The 18,234-nt window shown below is 66.4% G+C and carries 17 protein-coding genes and 1 pseudogene; 7 read left to right on the top strand and 11 right to left on the bottom strand.

The window, feature by feature from the left end; all coding sequences use genetic code 11:
- Nucleotides 1-220: 220 nt before the first annotated feature.
- The 3 genes from ACYVDK_RS10740 to ACYVDK_RS10750 form a co-directional block, all read right to left on the bottom strand.
- Nucleotides 221-895: an alpha/beta hydrolase family protein gene (locus ACYVDK_RS10740; protein ID WP_460521516.1), complete on the bottom strand. Its 675-nt coding sequence runs from the start codon at nt 893-895 to the stop codon at nt 221-223.
- Nucleotides 896-1,188: 293 nt separating this feature from the next.
- Nucleotides 1,189-1,947: an SDR family NAD(P)-dependent oxidoreductase gene (locus ACYVDK_RS10745; RefSeq protein WP_460521518.1), complete on the bottom strand. Its 759-nt coding sequence runs from the start codon at nt 1,945-1,947 to the stop codon at nt 1,189-1,191.
- Nucleotides 1,944-2,408 (bottom strand): ester cyclase, encoded by a 465-nt coding sequence (locus tag ACYVDK_RS10750; protein WP_460521520.1) that lies wholly within the window; start codon nt 2,406-2,408, stop codon nt 1,944-1,946. Before ACYVDK_RS10750 ends, ACYVDK_RS10745 begins: the two co-directional genes overlap by 4 nt.
- Before the next feature lie 116 nt (nt 2,409-2,524).
- On the opposite strand from ACYVDK_RS10750, the gene ACYVDK_RS10755 reads away from it, so the two are divergent.
- The gene (locus tag ACYVDK_RS10755; protein WP_460521522.1) at nt 2,525-3,187 is read left to right on the top strand and encodes a TetR/AcrR family transcriptional regulator; all 663 of its coding nucleotides are present in this window, start codon (nt 2,525-2,527) and stop codon (nt 3,185-3,187) included.
- A gap of 117 nt (nt 3,188-3,304) precedes the next feature.
- Here the strand turns inward: ACYVDK_RS10755 and ACYVDK_RS10760 are convergent.
- A pseudogene (locus tag ACYVDK_RS10760) lies at nt 3,305-3,583 on the bottom strand (MmyB family transcriptional regulator); the annotation flags it as partial.
- On the opposite strand from ACYVDK_RS10760, the gene ACYVDK_RS10765 reads away from it, so the two are divergent.
- Nucleotides 3,483-3,716 carry a transposase gene (locus tag ACYVDK_RS10765; protein ID WP_460521524.1) on the top strand — a complete coding sequence of 78 codons (234 nt, stop codon included), beginning with the start codon at nt 3,483-3,485 and terminating at the stop codon, nt 3,714-3,716. The pseudogene ACYVDK_RS10760 and the gene ACYVDK_RS10765 overlap by 101 nt on opposite strands.
- Before the next feature lie 181 nt (nt 3,717-3,897).
- On the opposite strand, the gene ACYVDK_RS10770 is transcribed toward ACYVDK_RS10765, so the two are convergent.
- Together ACYVDK_RS10770 and ACYVDK_RS10775 are read right to left on the bottom strand one after the other, a co-directional pair.
- A complete protein-coding gene (locus ACYVDK_RS10770; protein WP_460521526.1) occupies nt 3,898-4,455 on the bottom strand; it encodes a hypothetical protein in 558 nt (185 codons plus the stop codon).
- Between the two features lie 242 nt (nt 4,456-4,697).
- Nucleotides 4,698-5,027 carry a hypothetical protein gene (locus ACYVDK_RS10775; RefSeq protein WP_460521528.1) on the bottom strand — a complete coding sequence of 110 codons (330 nt, stop codon included), beginning with the start codon at nt 5,025-5,027 and terminating at the stop codon, nt 4,698-4,700.
- Nucleotides 5,028-5,090: 63 nt separating this feature from the next.
- Between ACYVDK_RS10775 and metG the strand changes: the two genes are divergently transcribed.
- From metG to ACYVDK_RS10795, 4 genes are all read left to right on the top strand, one after another.
- Entirely contained in the window at nt 5,091-6,683 is a 1,593-nt protein-coding gene (gene metG / locus ACYVDK_RS10780; RefSeq protein ID WP_460521530.1) for a methionine--tRNA ligase, read from the top strand.
- Between the two features lie 18 nt (nt 6,684-6,701).
- Nucleotides 6,702-7,607 carry a TatD family hydrolase gene (locus ACYVDK_RS10785; RefSeq protein ID WP_460521532.1) on the top strand — a complete coding sequence of 302 codons (906 nt, stop codon included), beginning with the start codon at nt 6,702-6,704 and terminating at the stop codon, nt 7,605-7,607.
- Between the two features lie 13 nt (nt 7,608-7,620).
- Nucleotides 7,621-8,484, top strand: a complete 864-nt coding sequence (rsmA, locus tag ACYVDK_RS10790; protein WP_460521534.1) for a ribosomal RNA small subunit methyltransferase A — start codon at nt 7,621-7,623, stop codon at nt 8,482-8,484.
- 304 nt (nt 8,485-8,788) lie between these two features.
- A complete protein-coding gene (locus ACYVDK_RS10795; RefSeq protein WP_460521536.1) occupies nt 8,789-9,730 on the top strand; it encodes a 4-(cytidine 5'-diphospho)-2-C-methyl-D-erythritol kinase in 942 nt (313 codons plus the stop codon).
- 124 nt (nt 9,731-9,854) lie between these two features.
- Here ACYVDK_RS10795 and ACYVDK_RS10800 read toward each other — a convergent pair whose 3' ends face one another.
- The gene (locus ACYVDK_RS10800; protein ID WP_460521538.1) at nt 9,855-11,819 is read right to left on the bottom strand and encodes an ABC-F family ATP-binding cassette domain-containing protein; all 1,965 of its coding nucleotides are present in this window, start codon (nt 11,817-11,819) and stop codon (nt 9,855-9,857) included.
- Between the two features lie 49 nt (nt 11,820-11,868).
- Nucleotides 11,869-12,663: an alpha/beta fold hydrolase gene (locus ACYVDK_RS10805; protein WP_460521540.1), complete on the bottom strand. Its 795-nt coding sequence runs from the start codon at nt 12,661-12,663 to the stop codon at nt 11,869-11,871.
- 149 nt (nt 12,664-12,812) lie between these two features.
- Between ACYVDK_RS10805 and ACYVDK_RS10810 the strand changes: the two genes are divergently transcribed.
- Nucleotides 12,813-13,718, top strand: coding sequence for a helix-turn-helix domain-containing protein (locus ACYVDK_RS10810; RefSeq protein ID WP_460521542.1), 906 nt, complete (start codon nt 12,813-12,815; stop codon nt 13,716-13,718).
- Between the two features lie 49 nt (nt 13,719-13,767).
- On the opposite strand, the gene ACYVDK_RS10815 is transcribed toward ACYVDK_RS10810, so the two are convergent.
- The 3 genes from ACYVDK_RS10815 to moaA form a co-directional block, all read right to left on the bottom strand.
- A complete protein-coding gene (locus tag ACYVDK_RS10815) occupies nt 13,768-16,104 on the bottom strand; it encodes an FdhF/YdeP family oxidoreductase (protein ID WP_460521544.1) in 2,337 nt (778 codons plus the stop codon).
- A complete protein-coding gene (gene fdhD / locus ACYVDK_RS10820) occupies nt 16,101-16,988 on the bottom strand; it encodes a formate dehydrogenase accessory sulfurtransferase FdhD (protein WP_460521546.1) in 888 nt (295 codons plus the stop codon). Before fdhD ends, ACYVDK_RS10815 begins: the two co-directional genes overlap by 4 nt.
- Nucleotides 16,989-17,128: 140 nt before the next feature.
- Complete coding sequence (moaA, locus tag ACYVDK_RS10825) at nt 17,129-18,217, bottom strand: GTP 3',8-cyclase MoaA (protein WP_460521548.1); 1,089 nt, start codon at nt 18,215-18,217, stop codon at nt 17,129-17,131.
- Between the last annotated feature and the right edge of the window lie 17 nt (nt 18,218-18,234).

Raw genomic sequence — 18,234 nt, forward strand, 5'->3', positions numbered from 1 at the left:
GATCAGACAGGCATTCTCCGCTTAACGCGCCGACACCACCCCACGCTCAATCGGTGGATCCAGGCTAAGCGTCGCCCGCCCGTTCCGGATGGTGAACGCCGCTCAATATCGACCACGGAGCGATCAAATTCGGCACCGCGCGTGCGCTCCCGTGCGCGCGTCGTCGAAACGTTCAGGTGGGAAGCGCGTGAGTGGCGGCGAACACCCATGGCCAGTGCGCCTACCGGGTGAAGGTGTTCAACCAGTCGAGGACCACGTCCGGATGGCGCTGGAATTGGAGGTACCCGTCCCAGCGCCGCGTCGTGCCGTCGATCCACACCAGCTTCTTCTTCGTGTCGGGTTGAGGAATGGCGTCGAAGATTGCCTGCACGTCCACGGGCCGCGTCATGAGGTCATCGCGCACCTGATAGACCAGGGCGGGCACCTGAACGATACTGGCGGCGCGAAGTGGCGACATGTCGTCAAGACCGAAACTGGTCCGAAGGCGGATCTGCTGGTCCACCGCGTGGATGACCGAACGGGGGACGCCGGTGCGTTCGAGGCTCCGCTCGAGGACGTAGCGCGGTGACAGCGGCTGGCACGCCACCAGGCACCGCACGGCCTCGAATTCACGCGGCGCCCGTTCCATGGCGAAAAGGGTTGCGTTCGCTCCGAGGCACCGGCTGAAGAGCGCGATTTTCAGCTCGTGAAGGTCGGGCCGAGAGTCGACGTAACGCAGTGAGCCGATGACGTCGCGGGCCTCGTGGATACCGCCGCTAGTCAGACCACCGTTGGCGCCGGAGCTGAGGCCGAAGTTTCGGAGGTCGTAGGCGAGAACGTGGTAGCCGGCGTCATGGAGAAGGACAATGTCCGGAGTGAGGTCGACATCGATGTTGTTGCCCGTGTCGATTGTCATCGATCTCCACGGTTCGACGCTGGCGGGCAGTCCGGATCGGCTGAACCACCGCGGGTGGTTGACGATGACGATGGTGTCGGCGGATTCGGCCGGGACGAACCACCCCTCGAGAGGGAGTCCGTCCTCGGAGGCAAACGTGACGTTCTCGAAGGCGAGACCATGGTCCGCAGGCGTTCGGAGCACAGGTGATCTCGGCGACGTGCTGAAGTTGTCTGCGATCCTGGCAACACTGTCGGAGTTGTCTTCACGACCCGCGTGCGAGTCGGAAGCCTTCTCGGTCGAGACGGCCACGCTCAGGCTCCCGTTCTGGTCAGGCCGCCGTCGACATGAAGGATTTGGCCGGTAATGAAGCCGGCCTGGTCGGAGACAAGGAATCCGAGCATATGAGCGAGATCCTCTGGAGCGGACGGACGCTTTATCGTCTGCATCGAGGTGACGCGCGAGAAGATCTCCTCTGCGGTAGGGCCGCTCGTGCGAGCCCGGTCGATGAAACCGCCTGTGGCCACGACGCTCGGGGCGATCGCGTTGACGGTGATGCCACCGTCTCCGAGTTCGTTCGCGAGAGCCCGGGTCAAACCGTGGACCGCGGCCTTGCTGGTCAGGTAGGCAAGGTCCTTTTGACCGAGGAGTGTGTTCGCGGAACCAGTGTTGACGATACGACCCCATCCGTTTTCGGCCATCCCGGGCGCAAACTCTTGAGAAAACCGGAGGATCGGTTCGACGTTGACCGCCTGAACTCGCCGCCAGACGTCGAGGGTCACGGAATCAAGAGTTCCGGTGGGGAAGATTCCGGCATTGTTGACCAGGATGTCAACGCGGCCGAAGCGGTCGAGGACCTTTGCGACGGTGCGGCCGACTTGGTCGGGATCGCTGATGTCGCAACTGAGGCCCAATCGCTCTGCTTCTCCGGGAAGGTCAGCGAGAGCCTCACTCGGATCGTGCAGATCGACTCCGACGACGGTGGCGCCATCGGCGAGGAGCCGTTCGACGTACGCCAGCCCGATGCCGCGCGCGGCCCCGGTGACAAAGGCCGTTTTCCCATTCAGACTCATGAATCGGTCCGCCCAGTCTCGGTGGCATCCGGCGAAAGTGCCGGGGCGAAAGACAGTCCCAACTGAAGAGCGATGCCGAAATAGTCCTCAAGGTGCCACGTCTGAACGATGAGGCCATCCTCGAAGCGGTGCACGTCGGACGCGCGGAACTCGATCAGCTTTCCGGTCGCGGCCACCCCGAGGAGTTCCCCGGCATGTGTGCCGCGATTGGTTGTTCGAACGGCCACGAGATCCCCCGAGGCGACGACGTCGTCAATGGTGACGGTGAGACCGGTGAAGACTCCGCGGAGATGGCTGATGCTTGCCTTCCACCCGTCCGGGCCACCACCGGTTCGCAAAGCAGGAATCGATTCCCACTGAGCACCGAGGGTAACGTCGACAAGGGACAGGTCCCCGGTACCGAGGGCGTCGTAGAACCTGCGAGCGACTGCCGCAGGATCGGAGCAAGTTTTGTCGGACATACAGTGCCTCTTTCATCTGGTTAGAAATCCGGTGTCTCACAGCGGCAATGGCATGCAAGATCATTCGCAATACATCTAAATATACTCTACCGTACCGTTTACTTAGGAGGTTGCCGGTGCCGGACCCATCCGCCACCGTCGTTGCGGAGCCGCGGAACTCTCGGCAGCGCCGCGGCGATGAGCTTCGGCTGCACATCCTGCTGTCAGCGAAAGACGTGTTCCTCGATGCGGGTTACGAGCGCGCTTCGATGGATGCGGTCGCGCTGAAAGCCAGCACTTCGAAAAGGTCCCTCTACGCGCATTTCGAGAGCAAGGATGTGCTCTTCGGCGCGGTTCTGGAGGTCATCCGAGGCCTGTTTCTTTCCAAACTCGGCACGCCCGAGGACTACGCGCCGGAGAGCGCCGACGCGGTCACGCTGTTCTGCGCACGGTTCCTGCAACTGATGACCTGGGAGGCGCAGGTGCGAACCTGTCGTCTCTGCGTCGCCGAGGCTGATCGGGCTCCAGAAATCGCGACGACGTACTTCGACGCCATGTTCACGACCACCGCCCGTCGGCTCGCCTCCTTCCTTCGCGCCCGCTACGGATTCGATTTCGAACGAGCAGACGCAGTCGCACTCGACCTCCTCGGCCGAACCGCGCTGCCACGCATCATGAGGACACTTCTCCGAGTCGATCCGCCGATCGCCGGTCACGACTCTCCCCGGCCCGACGCCATCAGTTCGGATGTCGACATCCAAATCGTCAGGAGTGTCGTCGAAAGCGCACTCCCGAACTGAAGCCGGCACAGGGTCCGCCCGCAACGACATCGCCCCCGCGAACTTCACCTTCGATGACGGCGGCGGGCGGTCAGGCCGGTCGGCAAATGGTGAGGATCTGCTCCGGCTGGTAGCCACGCGGAAGGAGGCGTAGGTGAGCGGTTGTTCCCGGCCCGAGGGAGAGCGCACCCGTTTGGCGCCCGCCTGGCTGGTGGCGATGTCGTACCGGGGCCACCGCGCCACGGCTTTGGTGCTGACGGTGCGTAGCTCGTGTTCGAGATGCTGGAATCGTGGTGAGCCGGGGTGATTGCCGGCGTTGGTTCGAAGGCGTGCGAGCAGCCCTTGCGCCACGACAGCCCAGTCGGGCAGTGCGTCGCGCGCGGCTGGATCGGCGGACAACCCCGAACGCCTCGGCACCCGGGCCAGCTTCGTTGCTCCCTCCGGCGTCGCACCGATCCCCGCCTCGTCAGGGCAACGCACCCGGCACCGACTCTCCCGCGGTGGAAACCGGCACGCGAACGCCGTCACCCTCGGTGAGGCTGATCGGTAGCGGCCGTGTCAGGGTCACGTCGATGCCGTGGTTGATAGACCTCGTTTGGCTCGATGCACGAATGCGCTGCGTATCGGGGAAACCCCTCGATGGTGATCAGCACGGAGGTAGAGCAATGAGCGGAACAGAGAACGCCGATATCGTCGGCGAGTACATGGTGCCGATCGAACCGACGTCCGATCTAGAGTGTCGCAGCTTCCAGTAGGGCGGCTCGGGCGTGACCGGCAAATAGTTGGGTGTTCAGCTGGGCGTGTTGAACGTGCTGCACCACACCTGAAGCCGGTGAAGGCACTCCGCGCCTACGCAGAGCCAGCATGACCCTTCCTGCCGCCCAGCGCCAAGGGTCGTGGACTTCCTGCTGATGCATGAGGCGCAGGAGTGCATCGATATAGTGCTTTGCGAGTTCACTCGAGGCGGTTGTCGCGGCCGATAGAGCAACCGGAGCGAGGAGTCCCTGGATCGACCGCACGACTCGGGCAAGGCTATGGGGCTGTTGGTCGGGGTCGTTGGCGAGTTCAACGGCATGCTCGACCTCGCTCGCCAGGGTCGTCGCTTCATCGTCCGCGAGGCCAAGCTCATCCTTCGTGGCGACGATCTCACTCAACACGCGGAGCAACTCCGAGTTGTCAGTTCCAGGGGATAGGGACTGCTTCTGCCTCACGTCGCCAGTAGCGCTCGCGGCGACCATGTTCCCGTGGCCGCTGACATGCTGAGTGACGCTGTTGTCGTTGTAGACCACGGGATTTCCTCCACTAAGACCCTTGTGCCAGTTGGATTCGCCTCGAGATTTCGCTGTGGATCCGAGTGTCCGCCACTTGTGTGCAATCCGCCATCTTCGATAAGAAGTTGCAGCGGGTCCATGAATGCCGGACCCGCATTATGCGACAGCTGAACACGTGACCGAGCCTGGCACCCCGCGCGGGACCGGCCGCGGCAGGATCGCGCATGCCGCCATCCAGAGGGTGCCAGCACGGTCGGCCGTCACGGTGGCGGAACGCCCGTGCGACCGAGCACCGCGATCAGCTGGCCGTACGCCTGATGCGGATCGAGTCCACTCGTATCGAGACGGATCGTGGCCGGGCGATCGGCCAGATACATTTCAAGGTGCAGCCGGATTCGATCGAGCAGCTCGCCATCGGATGCGGAGACGGTCTGCTGCGTGTACGCGTCGACCGCATGTTCCGGATGCTTCGCTCTCAGCCTGCGTTCGTACTCGTCGCGGTCGACTAGCAGGGCCACCTCGATGTACTCCGCTCCGGCTTCGACAGCGACATCGTCGGCCCACGCATGCTCGTCAAGACACCACTCCACGCTGCTGAGCTGCACCCGTAACGCGGCCCGGGCCGGGCATCCGCTCCATTTAGGATGGAACGCATGTCCGACGGCGCCTCGTTCTACATCACCACGCCCATTTTCTACGTGAATGATGTTCCGCACATCGGGCACGCCTACACCGAGGTCGCCGCGGATGTTCTCGCCCGCTGGCACCGTCAGGCCGGCGACGACACGTGGCTGCTGACCGGCACTGACGAGCACGGTCAGAAGATTCTGCGCACGGCCACGGCGAACGGGCTGGAGCCACGGGAGTGGGCTGACCGGCTCGTGGCATCCGCTTGGAAGCCACTGCTGGAGACCGTCGACATCGCCAACGACGACTTCATCCGCACCACCGACGAGCGGCACGAAGAGGCCGTGACCCGGTTCCTGCAGAAGCTGCACGACGACGGCCACATCTATGCCGGCGAGTACGAGGGCTACTACTGCGTCGGCTGCGAGGAGTACAAGCAGCGTGACGAGCTCGACGAGCCGCTCAGCGGTGAGTACCAGGGGCAGCTGGTGTGCAAGATCCATTCGCGGCCGATCGAGATTCTCAAGGAGAAGAACTACTTCTTCCGTATGAGTGCGTTCGCTCAGCAGCTGCTCGACCTGTACGAGTCGCGTCCCGATTTCGTGCAGCCGGAGAGCGTGCGCAACGAGATCGTGCAGTTCGTGCGGCAGGGGCTCTCCGACCTCTCCATCTCGCGGTCGAGCTTCGACTGGGGCATCAAGGTGCCGTGGGATGAATCGCACGTCGTCTACGTCTGGTTCGACGCCCTGCTCAACTACACCACCGCGGTCGGTTACGGCACAGACCAGGAGCTGTTCGACCGCCGCTGGCCCGCATACCACCTGGTCGGCAAAGACATCGCGCGGTTCCACGCCGTCATCTGGCCGGCCATGCTGATGGCCGCCGGCGTCGACGTGCCGCACAAGGTGTTCGGCCACGGCTGGCTGCTCGTCGGCGGCGAGAAGATGTCGAAGTCCAAGCTGACCGGTATCGCGCCGTCGCAGATCACCGACACGTTCGGGTCGGATGCCTTCCGCTACTACTTCATGCGCGCCATCACCTTCGGACAAGACGGCTCGTTCAGCTGGGAAGACCTTTCGGCCCGCTACCAGTCGGAACTCGCCAACGGCTTCGGCAACCTCGCCTCGCGCGTAGTCGCCATGCTGCAGCGCTACTTCGACGGCGAGGTGCCCGAGTCGCTGGAGAGCGCCGCGACGGATGCCGACCGCATGATTCGGCGCACGGTCGCGGATGCCGCAGCGAATGCCGATGCCGCCATCGCGCGCTTCGCGATCCACGACGCGCTCGCCGCGATCTGGACCATCGTCGATGAGTTGAACGGCTACATCACGGAGCAGGAGCCGTGGGCTCTGGCCAAGGACGATGCCGACCGTGAACGCCTTCAGACCGTGCTCTACACGGCCGTGGAGGGGCTGCGCGCGCTCTCCGTGCTGCTGTCGCCCGTGATTCCGAAGGCGACGGAGCTGCTGTGGCGTGCGCTCGGTGCCGAAGAGGCGCTGGGCGAGTTGACCGCGCAACCGCTTCGCGACGCGGGGAGGTGGGGGCAGTTGCCTGCCGGCATCCGCGTCTCCGCGCTCGATGCCCTTTTCCCGCGCATCGAGCAGGCCGTGGTCGCGTAGCGGATCGGCGCCAGCCTCATGCCCAGCGATCCGACGTATCCGCCGCTGCCGACGCCCCTGACGGTGCCGGTGTACGACAACCACACGCACATCGATCCGTCGGCGCGCCCCGGGCGTATCGAGGAGGGCCACGCGCTGGACTATCGCGAACAGCTCGACCGAGCGTCGTCGGTAGGCGTTCGCGGCGTCGTGCAGGTGGGAACAGACGTGGCCTCCTCCATCTGGGCTGCGGAGACCGCTGCGATCGAGCCGCGCATGCTGGCCGCGGTGGCCATCCACCCGAATGATGCCCCCGAGTTGGATGCCGCGGGCGAGCTTGACGACGCCCTGGCCGTGATCGACTCACTCGCCTCGCGCCCTCGGGTGCGCGCCATCGGCGAGACCGGCCTCGACTTCTTCCGAACGGATGAGAATGGTCGGGCCGCGCAGTTCCGGTCGTTCGAGGCCCACATCGAGATGGCCAAGCGTCACGATCTCGCGCTGCAGATCCACGACCGTGACGCTCACGACGACGTGATCGCGGCACTGAGGCGGGTCGGAGCACCCGAGCGGGTGGTTTTCCACTGCTTCTCCGGCGACACCGGGCTGGCGGAGATCTGCGCAGACAACGGCTGGTATCTCTCGTTCGCAGGCACCGTCACGTTCAAGAATGCGCAGAATCTGCGCGACGCGCTTGAGATCGTGCCGCGTTCGCTGCTGCTGGTGGAGACGGATGCCCCCTACCTCACGCCGTCCCCGTTCCGCGGGCGCCCGAATGCGCCGTACCTCATTCCGCACACCGTTCGCGGCATGGCCTCGGTGACCGGCACCGATGTGTCCGTGCTCGCGGCGCAGCTCGTGTCGAACACGGAACTCGTCTACGGCAAGTGGGACTCGGAACCGGTGGCTGCGCCCCCGACGACGCCGATCGGAATCATCGCGTGATCAAGCACGGGCCATGCAACTCCTAGGACCGGCGGAGATCCGCAACCTCGCCGAGCTGCTCGATGTGACGCCGACGAAGAAGCTCGGGCAGAACTTCGTGATCGACGCGAACACCGTGCGGCGCATCGTGCGGGTCGCGCACGTGCAGCCGCACGACGTTGTGATCGAGGTCGGACCGGGGCTCGGGTCGCTGACACTGGGGCTGCTGGAGGCAGAGGCATCCGTCGTCGCGGTCGAGATCGATGGAAGGCTGGCGCGGCAGCTGCCGGTGACGGTCGGCCAGCTCGCACCGGAGGCATCCGATCAGCTGCATGTTCTGCATCAGGACGCCCTTGCGCTCGAGGGCGCGGCCCTGACCGCGCTGCCCGCCCCACCGCTGCGCCTTGTGGCGAACCTGCCGTACAACGTGTCGGTGCCCGTGCTGCTGCACCTTCTGCAGACCGTGCCCACGCTGGAATCGGGCGTGGTGATGGTGCAGGCCGAGGTGGGGCAGCGGCTGGCCGCTCATCCTGGGTCGAAGGTGTACGGCTCACCGAGTGTGAAGGCCGCATGGTACGGCTCATGGCGCACTGCGGGGCACGTCTCCCGGCAGGTGTTCTGGCCGGTTCCCAACGTGGACTCGATCCTGGTCGCGTTCGAACGGCACGAGCATCCGGGCGACGAGGAGTTGCGGCAACGGATGTTCGCCATCGTGGATGCCGCCTTCGGCCAGCGCCGCAAGATGCTGCGGCAGTCGCTGGCCGGCGTCTTCGGCGACTCGGCGACCGCTTCCGCCACATTGGAGGCGGCGGGACTTGCTCCGACGGCCCGTGGCGAGGAACTGACGGCCGACCAGTTCGTAGCCCTCGCGCAAATACCGCGCATTCCGCCGGGCTGAGTAGCCGGCGCAGCCGGCGTATCGAAACCAGCCCCGCGATACCGCGCATACCGCCCGGATAGTGGCGGCCGGACGCCCCGCCCTTTCCGCTGGTTGAGTAGCGGCCGGAGGCCGCGCCCTTTCCGCTGGTTGAGTAGCGGCCGGAGGCCGCGTATCGAAACCAGACCTGTCGACGCGATCGGGTTTCGATAAGCCCGCTGCGCGGGCTACTCAACCAGCGGGACCGGCTGGTGTCGTGGCTACCGCCGGAGTAGCCGGTCGCAGCCGGCATATCGAAATCAGCCCCCGCCATTAGGTTGGAACCATGATGTCCGCCGGCCTGGGTCTGCCTGTCCACGCTCGCGCCCCTGGCAAGGTGAACCTCTACCTCGGTGTGGGCGCTGTCGGCGACGACGGATACCACGACGTCGCGAGCGTCTACCAGGCCGTCTCGCTCTATGAGGACGTGCGCGTCTGGGCGGCCGACGACATCACCCTGAGCTTCAGCGGCCCGATCGACGGCTCCGGCCTGCCGACGGATGAGCGCAACATCGCCGTGCGGGCCGCCCAACTCGTGGCAGACGTGGCCGGCGTGAGCGCCGGGGTGCGGATCGAGATCGAGAAGAACGTTCCCATCGCAGGCGGCATGGGCGGGGGGTCGGCGGATGCGGCGGCCACGCTGGTCGCGTGCGACACGCTGTGGAACGCCGGGCTTCCGCGGGAGCAGCTCCACGATCTGGCGGCGCAGCTCGGGGCAGACGTGCCGTTCGCTCTCGCCGGCGGTACAGCCATCGGGCTGGGTCGCGGCGACGAATTGAGTCCCGTGCTCACACAGGGGCGATTCGACTGGGTACTCGTGCTGCCACGCGGCGAACTCTCCACTCCGGCCGTCTACCGAGAGCTGGATGCTCATCGCAAGCGCCACGCGAGCGAGCTCGGGTCGGTGGGCGAGCATCCGTCGGTGAGTACCGAGCTCCTTCAGGCATTGCGCGCAGGCGATCCGACACTGCTCGCCGAGAACCTCGCGAACGACCTGCAGGCGCCGGCCATTCACCTCTCCGACGAACTCGCCGGTGTGCTGGAGCTGGGGGAGAACAACGGAGCGCTTGCCGGCCTCGTCTCCGGGTCGGGGCCGACGGTCGCCTTCCTCGCGGAGGATCGGGAGTCGGCGATCGACCTGCAGATCGCTCTCAGTGCGGGGCAGCTGCGGGCAGTGCGTGTCTCCGCTCCGGTGCACGGCGCCCGCGTGATGCAGCTCGGAGAATGATCGCCGGCAGCCTTCTTCCAGCCGGGCGGCATCGCAGTGAGGCTCCCGTGCGGATTCGGCGTCCCGCGCGGCGCGACAGCGCGCTCCGAGCGTCGCAGCGGCGTGAGGAAGAGCGAGCGGATGCTCAGCCGATCGCCTCGGTCACTTCGAACCAGCGTGCTTCGAGTGCTTCGGCCTCCCGCTCGAGCTCGCCGATGGCATGCGTCTTCGCGGTCAGTCCTGTGTAGTCGGATTGGTCGTGCTCGGCAAGCGCCGTGCGTTCGGCGTCGATGCGGCCGGTCAGCTTTCCGAGGCGCCGCTCGATCGACGCCACCTCCTTCTGCGCGTCGCGCAGCGCCGCACCGGTCAGCCCGCCAGTCCGACCCGTCCCGCCGGCTCCGCCCGTCCCGCCGGCTCCGCCCGTCCCGCCGGCTCCGCCCGTCCCGCCGGCTCCGCCCGTCCCGCCGGTTGAGCTTGTCGAAACCGAGCTGCTCCCGCCGGCCCCGCCCCTACCGCCGGTTGAGCTTGTCGAAACCGTCCCGCCCGCACCGGCATCCCGCCGTTCCTCCAGCGCTCGCAGCCGCAGGTACTCGTCCACCCCTCCCGGAAGGTGCCGCAACCGGCGGTCGAGAATCGCGAACTGCTGATCGGTGACCCGCTCGATGAAGTACCTGTCGTGCGATACGACGAGCAGGGTGCCGGGCCAGGAGTCCAGCAGGTCTTCGATCGCGGCGAGCATGTCGGTGTCGAGGTCGTTGGTCGGCTCGTCGAGGATGAGCACGTTCGGCGCGTCGAGCAGGATGAGCAGCAGCTGGAGCCGCCGTTTCTGCCCTCCGGAGAGGTCCTTCACCGGCGTCGACAGCTGGGCGGACGAGAAGCCGAGTCGCTCGAGCATCTGACCGGGCGTGAGCTCCTGCGCCTTCGGCCCGCTGCCGATGGTGTACGTCGTGCGCAGCCTTCCGAGAACGATCCGCACCGGGTCGTTCAGGTGCTCGTCGAGCTCGTCCATGCGCTGCGTGAGGGAGGCGACCTTGACCGTCTTGCCGTGTTTGACCCGGCCGCGGGTCGGTTCGACCGTGCCGGCGATCAGGCCGAGCAGGGTCGACTTTCCCGCGCCGTTGACGCCGAGGATGCCCGTTCGCTCACCCGGCGCGATCCGCCACTCCACACCGTGCAGCACCTCGTGGTCGCCTTCGGCGCTCGAGTCGCCCTCGCGTGCCGGGTACGACACCGAAGCACCGACGAGATCGACCACCTCCTTGCCGAGCCGTGCCACTGCGAGCGACTTCAGCGACACCGCGTCGCGGATCGGCGGCACGTCCTCGATCAGCACGTTGGCCGCATCGATGCGGAACTTCGGCTTCGACGTTCTCGCAGGCGCGCCGCGCCGCAACCAGGCGAGTTCCTTGCGGGCTAGATTCTGCCGTTTCGCCTCGGATGCCGCGGCCATCCGATCGCGCTCGACCCTCTGCAGGATGTATGCCGCATATCCGCCCTCGAACGGTTCCACGACGCGGTCGTGCACCTCCCAGGTCGCTGTGCACACCTCGTCGAGGAACCAGCGATCGTGTGTCACCACCAGAAGGCCGGCCGCGTTCGCCGACCACCGCCGCTTCAGGTGCTCGGCGAGCCACGTGATCGCTTCGACGTCGAGGTGGTTCGTGGGCTCGTCGAGTGCGAGCACGTCCCATTCGTCGGCGAGAAGCGCCGCCAGTGCCACACGCCGACGCTGGCCTCCGCTCAGAGAGCCGATCATGGCATCCCACTGGATGTCCCGCAGCAGCCCCGAGATCACGTCGCGCACGCGCGCATCGCCCGCCCATTCGTGCTCGGGCGTATCGCCGACGACGACGTGCGACACGGTGTGCGCATCCTCGAGCGTGTCGGCCTGATCGAGCACCCCGATCCGGATTCCTCGCCGCACCGTGACTCGCCCGCTGTCCGGACGCAGACGGCCGGACAGCATCGCCAGGAGCGACGATTTGCCGTCGCCGTTGCGGCCGACGATGCCGATGCGATCGCCCTCGTTGACGCCGAGCGAGACGGAGTCGAAGACGACCTTGGTGGGGAACTCGAGATGCAGGGCCTCGGCCCCGAGAAGATGCGCCATGTCGCGTTCCAGGGTACGGGAGGGCCCGCCCTCCAACGTCCCGGGTGGCTCAATTCCCCATGCTCGGACTCCGCCCGGCCGCGAACGGTAAGAGTGTCCGGGCGACCCGTTCCGGGTCCTCGAGATTCGGCGAGTGTCCGAGCCCGTCCAGCAACTCGATGCGAGCGTCGGGAACGATTCGAAAGTCGTTGGCCGATGCCGGGTTCCAGCGAGAATCCTGCTCCCCGAAGATCACCATGAGAGGCTTGCCGATCGGCGCCAGACGGTCGGGCAGAGAGCGATCGCCGAGGTAACGACGGATCGCGACCGATACTGCGCCGAAAACGGCGAAGTCGAGCTGCCGGAACTGGTCGACATAGTCCTGCGGGATGGCGAAGCCGGGATGGAAGCCATCGCTCATTGCCTGCCGCAGTTGGTCGTCTGTCAGCTGAGCCCAGGAGGCGCCGCGTAGATCGACAACCTCGGCGATGTAGGAACCCATGCTCGGTCCCGTGTCGATCAGTGCCAGCGCCGAGACCGCATCGGGGCGTTCCTCGGCCAGACCGGTGGCGAAGACCCCGCCGCTGGAGTGTCCGACCGCCGTGACGGGACCGACACCAAGTCGGTCGAGCACCGTGCCGATCTGCCGGGCCACGGTGGCGACTTCATAGTCCAGCGTCTCTGGCATGGCCGAGCGACCACAGCCCGGAAGATCGATGCGGATGACCCGATGGGCCGACGCCGCGAGCGGGAGTAACGGCTCCCACGATCGTGACGACGCTGCCGTCCCGTGAATGAGGAGCAGGGGGTCACCGTCGCGCGGTCCGTCTTCGAACACGGCGAACCCGACACCGTCAGCGGTCATGATGCGGTCCTCGGCGGGTACCGAGGGTCCGAAGTGATGAACGGTTGCGGGAGAGCCGGGCCGAACGGCAGCGGAAGATGTCATACCGGGAGCCTGGCTTCCTGCGGCGGCCCTGGCTTGTACGAATGTTCCCGCATACGCTTTTCGGTATGGCGGGCGTTCGAGCCGACTCGAAGCGCGGGGGTGGCAGCGGTGACAGCCGCCGGCCCGCAGACGGATTCTTGTGGGACGTCAGCTCCCCGTCGCGGCCGATCTCACTCCCGGGCGTACGGGCGGCGGGCTTCACGGATCGCGGTCTCACGCCGCCGCAGTTGCGGCTGATCCCGCATCCCGCTCTGACGTTGATCCTCGTGTTCGATGGCAGCATCTCCGTGGAGAACGAAGCCGGGCAGCGGTTGCGTGGCAGTCTCGTGTTGGCGCCGGGGTTCGGCCAGGTGCTCCGCTCTGCCCAACTGCAGACGTTCGGATGCTTGCAGCTACGACTGTCTCCCCCTGTGGCCAGAGCTGTCCTGGGTGGTGTGGCTGCCGAGATCGACGGCGTTCTCGAACTCGAGGACCTGTGGGGGCGACACGCTGCAGGGCTCATCGACGAACTCGCCGGTCACACGTCATGGGCTTCCCGGTTCGCTCTCACCGAGCGATGGCTGATCGAGCGGCTCTCGGCAGGCGGCCCCATGACCCCCGAGATCGCCTGGGCGTGGAAACGTGTCACGCAGTCCCGTGGCACCATCCGGATCGAACAGTTGGCTGCCGACCTGGGGTGGAGTCGTCGCCGGCTATGGGAGCGCTTCCGGTCGGAGGTCGGAATGACGCCGAAGCGTGCGACGAAGCTCGTGCGCTTCGACCACGCAGTACATCGGCTGGCTGTCGGGCAACCACCGGCAAGCGTGGCTGCCGAGGTCGGTTTCAGCGATCAGTCCCATCTCCATCGCGATGTCGCAGCGTTCACCGGGCGGACGCCGTCGACCGTCGGAGCTGAACCGTTCCTGGCCGTTGACGGCATCGCCTGGGGTTGGCCAGGTCGGGCCTCCGGTGGGAGGGACTCGAATCGATGATGCGTGCACCCGCCCGCAGGCGGGGACCAGGCATCGGTGGCGTCCGGCCCTACGTGAGCGCGCGCTCGATGCGCACGACCACCGACTTCGACGCGGGAGTGTTGCTCACCTCCGCCGTCGCATCCAGTGGAACAAGCGGGTTCGCCTCCGGGAAGTATGCGGCGGCGCAGCCCCGAGCGGTCGGATACGAGACCAGCCGGAATCCCCGGATCACCCGGTCGACACCGTCGTCGTACTCGCTGTGCACATCGACGCGCTGCCCGTCCTGCAGCCCCAGCTCGGCGATGTCGAGCGGGTTCACGAAAACCACGTCCCGACCCTTCTTCACGCCGCGGTACCTGTCGTTCAGGCTGTAGATCGTCGTGTTGAACTGGTCGTGGGCCCTGATGGTCTGCAGCAGCAGACGGCCGGCGGGGCACTGCACGTACCGCAGTTCGTTGGTCGTGAACTTCGCCTTGCCGGTGTCGGTGGGGAACGTGCGCGAGTCGCGCGGCCCGTGCGGAAGCACGAATCCGCCCTCTCGCCGGATCTTCACGTTGTAGTCGTCACATCCGCTGCAGACGTTCGCGATGTGGTCGCGGATGCGGTCGTAGTCGCTCTCGAACCCGGCCCAGTCGACCTCCACCTTGTCGCCGAGTGTCGCGCGGGCCAGCCGCGTGATGATCGAGATCTCCGACAGCAGGTTCGACGACACCGGGTCGACCTTGCCCCACGACGGATGCACGGCGCACACCGTGTCTTCCACGGAGACGAACTGTTCGCCGGATGCCTGCAGGTCGATCTCGGTGCGCCCCATCGTCGGCAGGATGATCGCCTCGCGCCCCACGACGGCGTGCGACCGGTTGAGTTTGGTCGAAACCTGCACGGTCAGTTCCGCCTTCTGCACGGCGGATTCGGCGGCATCCGTGTCGGAGATCGCGGCGACCAGGTTGCCGCCGAGCGCGAACCACACCTTGATGCGCCCGTCGGCGAGCGCACGGATGCCGTCGACACTGTCGACACCGTTCTCTCGCGGCGGCTCGAAATGGAACTCATTCTGCAGCTTGTCGAGGAACGCGGGCGGCATCTTCTCCCAGATGCCCATCGTGCGGTCGCCCTGCACGTTGCTGTGACCGCGGATCGGGGAGGCCCCCGCCCCGGGCTTGCCGATGTTCCCGCGCAGGAACAGCAGGTTCATGATGTCCTTGATCGTCGCCACGGCGCGCTTGTGCTGCGTGAGGCCCATGGCCCAGGTGATGATCACGCGATCGGCGTGAATGTAGCGATCGGCGAGCCCGCCGATCTCGCCCGAGGTGAGCCCCGTCGCGCGCAGCACCTCCACCTCGTCGAGCGAGCGCAGGCTCTCGGCGAACTCCTCGTACCCCTGGCAGTAGCGGTCGATGAAGTCGTGGTCGAGCACGGTGCCCGGGGCGGCATCCTCCGCCTCTATGACGCGCTTGGCCACGGCCTGCGCGAGTGCCTGATCGCCGCTCAGCCTGATCTGCAGGAAGTCGTCGGCCAGACCGGTGCCCTCGCCGATCCATCCGCTGACCTTCTGCGGGTTCTTGTACCGCATCAGACCCGCCTCCGGCAGGGGGTTCACGGCGACGATCTTCGCGCCCGCGTCCTTCGCCTCCTCGAGGGCGGTCAGCATCCGCGGATGATTCGTGCCAGGGTTCTGCCCCATGATCACGATCAGGTCGGCCTTGGCGAAGTCGTCATAGGTCACCGTGCACTTTCCGACACCGATCACCTCGCCGAGCGCGGCACCGGTGGACTCGTGGCACATGTTCGAGCAGTCCGGCAGGTTGTTGGTGCCATATGCCCGGGCGAACAGCTGGTACGCGAATGCCGCCTCGTTCGAGGTGCGCCCGCTGGTGTAGAACGCCGCCTGGTCGGGGCTTTCGAGCGAGTTCAGCTTCTGAGCGATCTTCCGGAACGCGTCGTCCCAGCCGATCGGCACATAGTGATCGCTGTCGGCCGCCTTGTAGACGGGTTCGACCAGACGCCCCTGCATCCCCAGCCAGTACTCCGACTTCTGCAGCAGTACGGGAATCGGATGCTCCTGCCAGAACGAGCTCGGAACGGTGACGGGTGTCGCCTCCCAGGTGACCGCCTTCGCCCCGTTCTCGCAGAACTCGGCGATCTTGCGGTGCGAGGGATCCGGCCACGCACAGCTCATGCAGTCGAAGCCGTCCTTGTGGTTCATCGACGTCAGCAGCTTCGCGGCGCGCGACGGGCCCATCTCGCGAACGGCGGGTCCGACCGAGTGCATGATGCCGGGGATGCCCGCCGCCCAGTGTTTGGGATGCGAGATCTCCAGGTGCTCGGAGTCGTCGACCTTGCGCTCGCTGGGCTCGTCCTTGTGCGCCGTCTTGCGCTCACTGGGGGCTTCGTGGATCGTCATGCCGCACTTCCTTCCGCCTGCATCGGCCCTGTTTCCTGCGCCGGCCCTGTTTCCTGCACTGGCATGATCCGCTGGGCGCCGGCGTAGACCACCATGGACTCCCCGCGCAAAAATCCGACCACGCTCATGCCCGTTTCGAGCGCGAGCTCGACGGCGAGTGACGAAGGTGCCGACACAGCTGCAAGCATCGGGATGCCCGCCATGAGGGCCTTCTGCGTCAGCTCGAAGCTCGCGCGGCCGGAGACCATGAGCACGGTTCCGGTCAGCGGGAGCAGGTCGTGGGTGAGCGCCCAGCCGACGACCTTGTCGACGGCGTTGTGCCTGCCGACGTCTTCACGCACCACGACCAGTTCGTCGTCGGTCACCCGATACAACCCTGCGGCGTGCAGCCCTCCGGTCTTCTCGAACACATCCTGCGCGGCTCGCAACCGACCGGGCAGCCCCGCGAGTGTCTCCGCGGTGATGCGGAGCGGGTCATCCTGCACCGAAAAGGCGGATGTCGTTCGCACCGCATCGATGCTCGCCTTGCCGCAGAGTCCGCACGAACTCGTCGTGAAGAACTCTCTGGCCAGTTCGGGAGCGGGGGGCGCGACGCCCGGCGCGAGCGTCACGTCGAGCACGTTGTACGTGTTGTCGACACCCGCGTCGCCCGCGCAGAATCTCGCTGAGGCGAACTGCTCGCCACGGCTGACGACGCCTTCCGAGACGAGGAATCCGGCGGCCAGTTCGACATCGTGCCCTGGCGTGCGCATCGTGACCGCGAGCGAGCGTCCGCCCACGCGGATCTCGAGCGGCTCCTCGACCACGAGTGTGTCTTCGCGCCTTGTGATGCCGGCGCCGAGCGTCAGCCGGGCGACTGGACGTCGGGTCGTGACTCTGCCCATCTTTCAGGAATACGCCCGTGCCCCCGGTATCGCAACAGAGCACAACGTGACGAGGGCACACCGTGTCGAGGGGACACCGTGTCGAGGGCTCAGCGTCCCCGGCGCTCATCGTGTCGGGGCCCGCGTCGGACGCCAGATGGTCAGCCGCCGATGTACGACATCTCGACCTTGCGGCCGTGCCCCGCGATGCCCGGGGTGGAGGACGAGCGCAATTGCGAGTACCGGTCGTCACGGGTCGACCAGATGCCGGCCAGTGCAGAGGTCAGTTCGCCGTCGTCCGCTCCGCTTCGCAGCAGGGCGCGCAGATCCGTGCCCTCGCTGGCGAAAAGGCAGGTGTAAAGCCGTCCGTCGGCGGAGATCCGTGCCCGGTTGCACGTCGAGCAGAACGGCTGCGTCACCGAGGAGATCACGCCGAACTCGCCCGACCCGTCGAGGTAGCGCCAGCGTGCCGCGGTCTCCCCTGGTGCGGTCGGCGCCAAGGGTTCGATCGGATGCGCAGCGCCGATGCGCTCCACGATCTCGCGCGAGGGGACCACCTCGTCGAGCCGCCAGCCGTTCGTCGCGCCCACATCCATGTACTCGATGAAGCGCAGCACGTAACCGGTTCCACGGAAGTGCTCCGCCATCGGCAGCACGTCTTCATCGTTCTGACCCCGTTTGACGACCATGTTGATCTTGATCGGGCCCAGCCCGACCTCATGCGCCGCCTCGAGGCCGTGCAGCACCCGTTCGAGCGGGAAGTCGACGTCGTTCATGCGCCGGAACGTCGCGTCGTCGAGCGAGTCGAGCGAGACCGTGATCCGGTGCAGGCCGGCATCCTTCAGCGACTGCGCCTTCACCGCCAGTGCCGAGCCGTTCGTTGTCATGGCGATGTCGAGCGGCGCGTCGTCTCTCGTGCGCAGCTCGGAGAGCATGCCGATCAGATCCTCGATGCCCCGACGCAGCAGCGGCTCGCCGCCGGTGAGACGCACCTTGCGAACGCCGAGCCGTGTGCCGATCCGCGTGATGCGTACGATCTCCTCGAACGTGAGCAGTTCTGCGCGGGGCATGAACACGTAGTCGCGGCCGAAGATCTCGCGCGGCATGCAGTACACGCAACGGAAGTTGCAGCGATCGGTGACGGAGATGCGCAAGTCGGTGAGGGGACGGCCGAGGCGATCGGCGGGAAGCCCTGTCGAGGCGAGGCGCAGCGCGCGCGGAGCGCCGTCGCGATGAAGCGTGTTCGTCACGGCCTGCTCCTTCGCGT

This window comes from Humibacter antri (assembly GCF_054777235.1).

What these genes read in the sequence shown, in the direction of transcription:
- ACYVDK_RS10800 (WP_460521538.1), bottom strand. Translation starts at nt 11,819, where the DNA reads ATGGCGCATCTTCTCGGGGCCGAGGCCCTGCATCTCGAGTTCCCCACC.
- ACYVDK_RS10785 (WP_460521532.1), top strand. Translation starts at nt 6,702, where the DNA reads ATGCCCAGCGATCCGACGTATCCGCCGCTGCCGACGCCCCTGACGGTG.
- ACYVDK_RS10740 (WP_460521516.1), bottom strand. Translation starts at nt 895, where the DNA reads ATGACAATCGACACGGGCAACAACATCGATGTCGACCTCACTCCGGAC.
- ACYVDK_RS10815 (WP_460521544.1), bottom strand. Translation starts at nt 16,104, where the DNA reads ATGACGATCCACGAAGCCCCCAGTGAGCGCAAGACGGCGCACAAGGAC.
- ACYVDK_RS10805 (WP_460521540.1), bottom strand. Translation starts at nt 12,663, where the DNA reads ATGACCGCTGACGGTGTCGGGTTCGCCGTGTTCGAAGACGGACCGCGC.
- metG (WP_460521530.1), top strand. Translation starts at nt 5,091, where the DNA reads ATGTCCGACGGCGCCTCGTTCTACATCACCACGCCCATTTTCTACGTG.
- fdhD (WP_460521546.1), bottom strand. Translation starts at nt 16,988, where the DNA reads ATGGGCAGAGTCACGACCCGACGTCCAGTCGCCCGGCTGACGCTCGGC.
- ACYVDK_RS10745 (WP_460521518.1), bottom strand. Translation starts at nt 1,947, where the DNA reads ATGAGTCTGAATGGGAAAACGGCCTTTGTCACCGGGGCCGCGCGCGGC.
- ACYVDK_RS10810 (WP_460521542.1), top strand. Translation starts at nt 12,813, where the DNA reads ATGGCGGGCGTTCGAGCCGACTCGAAGCGCGGGGGTGGCAGCGGTGAC.
- ACYVDK_RS10795 (WP_460521536.1), top strand. Translation starts at nt 8,789, where the DNA reads ATGATGTCCGCCGGCCTGGGTCTGCCTGTCCACGCTCGCGCCCCTGGC.
- ACYVDK_RS10750 (WP_460521520.1), bottom strand. Translation starts at nt 2,408, where the DNA reads ATGTCCGACAAAACTTGCTCCGATCCTGCGGCAGTCGCTCGCAGGTTC.
- rsmA (WP_460521534.1), top strand. Translation starts at nt 7,621, where the DNA reads ATGCAACTCCTAGGACCGGCGGAGATCCGCAACCTCGCCGAGCTGCTC.